The following is a 3,860-nucleotide window of genomic DNA, read 5'->3' as shown; positions in this document are numbered from 1 at the left end:
TTCGCTTTAGCAAGGCCAGTCGAACACTGCTTCGAATAGCGAGCTTTATTCTGCCTGTCATCACCTGTTTTTATATGGTGAGCGTACTGCACACTAACTACTATTTGACCAAATTTGAAACTTCCACACCAAAGCAATTGGCTATATTAAATAACATTATCAACCCGGTAGTGATTAAAGACAGGGTTGATTGGGAGATGTACAGCACTTACTTAGACCTAGGGTTTAATGAGAAGAAAGCGCAATACATCCAACCCTATATCGATTGGTCTTTGCAGATTATCCAAACTAAACCAAGACCGGGGTTGTATGAGAATCTGATCAAAGCTTACCAAGCCATAGGCGATACCAGCAGAGCGGAGCAAACGAGAACTGAAGCGCTGTTTTTGTTTCCAGAATTAGATTTTAGCCATATCAATTACCCGCTTTTAATTGAAAGCGAAGCAGAAACAGAGGGTGATACAGTATTATAGTAGGTGGCTTATGCCACCTTTTTTATGGGTTTCATTTATTGAGTCAGAGTCTCTTCAAGCGCTCTTAAACACAAGGCAATATTTTCCGAACGAGCACCGTAGCCCATCACACCGATGCGCCACGCTTTGCCAGCAAGAGCCCCAAGCCCTGCGCCAATTTCCAGATTGTACTCATTAAGCAGATGATTACGTACTTTTGCGTCATCAACACCATCAGGAATATACACAGCGTTTAATTGTGGCAGGCGATATTCCTCATCCACGACAAACTTAAATCCCAGTGTTTCTAAACCGGTTTTGAGTTTATCATGCATCGCTTTATGACGAGCCCAAGCATTTTCCAACCCTTCATTTTTCAGCATCAGCAGCGATTCATGCAGTGCATACAGAGTGTTTACTGGCGCAGTATGATGGTAGCTACGTTTGCTACCACCACTCCAATAGCCCAACACTAAGCTTTGGTCTAAAAACCAGCTTTGGATCGGCGTTTTTCTTGCTTGGATCTTTGCGATCGCTTTCGGCGAGAGCGTCAAAGGTGACAGACCCGGTACACAAGACAAACACTTCTGGCTTCCAGAATAAACCGCATCCAACTGCCACTGATCCACCAGCAGAGGTACACCGCCTAAAGAGGTCACCGCATCAACAATCGTTAGCATATTGTTTTGCTTCGCTAGCGCCCCCAAAGTCTCTGCATCGCTCAGCGCACCGGTAGAGGTTTCAGCATGGACAAACGCCAGAATTTTCGCATCCGGATGTTGGCTAATCGCTTGTTCAACTTTACTGACAGAGACTGGCGTGCCCCACTCATCTTCAACCGTAATCGCAATACCACCACAACGAACCACGTTTTCGCGCATACGTTCACCAAAAACACCATTTCGGCAAACGATAACCTTGTCACCGGGCTCAACCAGGTTGACAAAACACGCTTCCATCCCTGCACTGCCAGGTGCTGAAACGGCAATAGTAAACTCATTTTCAGTCTGGAAAGCATATTTCAGTAATACCTTTAGCTCATCCATCATAGCAATAAACAATGGGTCCAGATGCCCCACCGTTGGACGACTGAGAGCTTGCAACACTTGCGGAGAAATATCAGATGGACCAGGTCCCATAAGAATACGATGAGGTGGGATGAAGCTTTGTATAGTCATAAGTGCTCCTAAAAAAAGAGGAAAAGGTGTCCGTCCAAATTATAGAAAAGTCTCGGGAATCACAATTCGACAGAAGTCTATTCTGACCGGTTCTTCGGACACATTTATTTTCATTTATCACAAATTTACAATTGACAACAGTGAGACAAAACCGTTCAATGAGTGAGCTATCTATACTCAATCAAGTCACCCGTTGTGGCGTGAGTATGGCAGAAGAGGAGCACTGCCCAGGCAGGTGTTTTGTGGAGCCTCAACTCCAAAACAAAACATTCAGGGGGAGTAGTGCCGAGATGAGTCTAAGTTGTGGCTTTGGCTTATCGGTTGTAAGGGTTGAATCCCTTCAACTGTCATCAGTGCTATGCTGATGAAGAGCTTCTGAGGAATTTGATACAACCTGCCTGTTGTTACACCTCTTTTTTGCTCTAAGAAACTCTCTTCAAAACATTGGAAGTTGGATTACCAACCTTTTTTATTTCTAGGAAGTCCGGGAGAAATGTAGTGAGCGCATTCAATGTCGCCAAGTTTGGTGGAACAAGTGTTGCTAATTTCGCAGCAATGAGCCGTTGCTCTGCAATTATCGAAAATAACCCTCAAACACGATTAGTCGTCAGCAGCGCATGCTCTGGCGTGACAAACTTACTTGTTGAGCTAGCTAATGGTGTTCAAGATGCGGAGCAAAGACTGAACATTATGAAGCAGTTGGCAGATATCCATGATGCGATTATCGACCAGCTCGCCGATCCAACCCAAGTAGAAAAAGAAGTACATTCGATGCTAGACAGCATCGCCAGCGCTGCCGAAGCGGCCTCATTTCAATCAAGCAAGAAACTAACCGATCACCTTGTTGCTTGCGGTGAATTGATGTCGACCTATATTTTGACCCAACTGATGCGTGAGCGCGGCGTTAATACCATTCGTTTTGATATTCGCGAAGTATTAAGAACGGACAATAACTACGGACGTGCCGAGCCGCAGGTCGAAGAAATTGCTAAACTGGCACAAGAGAAATTAGCGCCACTTTGTGCTGAATATGTGGTGGTGACTCAAGGTTTCATCGGCTCTGATGAACAAGGCAATACCACGACGCTTGGTCGAGGCGGCAGTGATTATTCAGCAGCGCTGATTGCCGAATCGGTAAAAGCATCTGGTTTAGAGATTTGGACCGACGTTCCCGGGATCTACACTACCGACCCACGCATTGCACCAAAAGCGGCGCCAATTGCAGAGATCAGCTTTAGTGAAGCATCTGAAATGGCAAACTTTGGGGCAAAAATTCTGCATCCTTCGACTCTGGTACCTGCACTACGCCATGAAATTCCGGTGTTTGTCGGTTCGTCTAAAGAGCCAGAAAAAGGTGGCACCTGGATTCGCCAACAAGTGGAAAACTCGCCACAATTCCGCGCGTTAGCTCTTCGTTGCAACCAAACTATGGTCACGCTACGCAGTGCGAAGATGTTCCATGCTTATGGCTTCTTAGCGAAAGTGTTTGAGATTCTGGCGAAATACAAAATCTCGGTTGACCTTATCACGACTTCTGAAATCAGTGTGTCACTGACGCTCGACAAAACGGATACCGCTGGCGGTGCATCTGAACTACCACAAGAAGTGCGAGCCGAGCTTGAAGAGCTGTGTACGGTAGAAGTTGAACATAACCTCTGTTTAGTGGCATTGATTGGTAACCACATGGAAACCAAAGGCTATGCAAAAGAAGTGTTCAGTACCTTAGGTGACTTTAACCTGCGTATGATCTGCTACGGAGCAAGTGACCATAACCTCTGCTTCCTTGTTGACGCTCATGAGTCGAAAGCGGTAATTCAGAAGCTGCATTTGGATCTGTTCGAGAACCGATAATCAGATAACTCATCACATAAAACAAAGGTCACCACGCGGTGACCTTTTTTCGTTTCTATGTTCGGTAATCCTAACCGTTAATGTTAGGACCCAACCATTTTTCAGCTTCAAGGATATCCCAACCTTTACGCTGTGAGTAACTCTGAACTTGATCATCTTGGATCTGAGCAACGGCAAAATAGCGCGAATCAGGGTGCGAGAAATACCAGCCAGAAACAGAAGCACCCGGCATCATGGCGTAACTGCTTGTCAGTTCCATACCTATTTGCTCTTCAACACCCAGTAATTCCCAGATAGCCCCTTTCTCAGTATGTTCAGGACAAGCCGCATAACCCGGAGCAGGACGAATTCCCTGATACTTTTCGCGAATCAAATCTTC

Annotated in this window: 4 protein-coding genes and 1 riboswitch; of the genes, 2 read left to right on the top strand and 2 right to left on the bottom strand. The window is 45.7% G+C overall.

The window, feature by feature from the left end:
• The coding region (locus tag ACK5MF_RS08595; protein ID WP_416921280.1) for a Wzy polymerase domain-containing protein at positions 1 to 473 on the top strand (473 nt) is incomplete at its 5' end.
• A 35-nt stretch (positions 474 to 508) separates the two neighbouring features.
• Here ACK5MF_RS08595 and ACK5MF_RS08590 read toward each other — a convergent pair.
• Positions 509 to 1,630: a pyridoxal-phosphate-dependent aminotransferase family protein gene (locus tag ACK5MF_RS08590; RefSeq protein WP_416921278.1), complete on the bottom strand. Its 1,122-nt coding sequence runs from the start codon at positions 1,628 to 1,630 to the stop codon at positions 509 to 511.
• A 205-nt stretch (positions 1,631 to 1,835) separates the two neighbouring features.
• Positions 1,836 to 2,013: riboswitch (Lysine riboswitch) on the top strand.
• Positions 2,014 to 2,128: 115 nt separating this feature from the next.
• Between ACK5MF_RS08590 and lysC the strand changes: the two genes are divergently transcribed.
• Positions 2,129 to 3,481: a lysine-sensitive aspartokinase 3 gene (lysC, locus tag ACK5MF_RS08585; RefSeq protein WP_416921276.1), complete on the top strand. Its 1,353-nt coding sequence runs from the start codon at positions 2,129 to 2,131 to the stop codon at positions 3,479 to 3,481.
• A gap of 70 nt (positions 3,482 to 3,551) precedes the next feature.
• On the opposite strand, the gene ACK5MF_RS08580 is transcribed toward lysC, so the two are convergent.
• Positions 3,552 to 3,860, bottom strand: a 309-nt coding sequence (locus tag ACK5MF_RS08580; RefSeq protein WP_416921274.1) for a vitamin B12 dependent-methionine synthase activation domain-containing protein, incomplete at its 5' end; no start/stop codon positions are given.

The sequence above is a fragment of the Vibrio sp. genome (assembly GCF_047973365.1).
GTDB lineage: Bacteria > Pseudomonadota > Gammaproteobacteria > Enterobacterales > Vibrionaceae > Vibrio.
Note: the sequence above shows the minus strand (reverse complement) of the source record. Positions and strands in the feature narration are given on the sequence as shown.

What these genes read in the sequence shown, in the direction of transcription:
- ACK5MF_RS08590 (WP_416921278.1), bottom strand. Translation starts at nt 1,630, where the DNA reads ATGACTATACAAAGCTTCATCCCACCTCATCGTATTCTTATGGGACCT.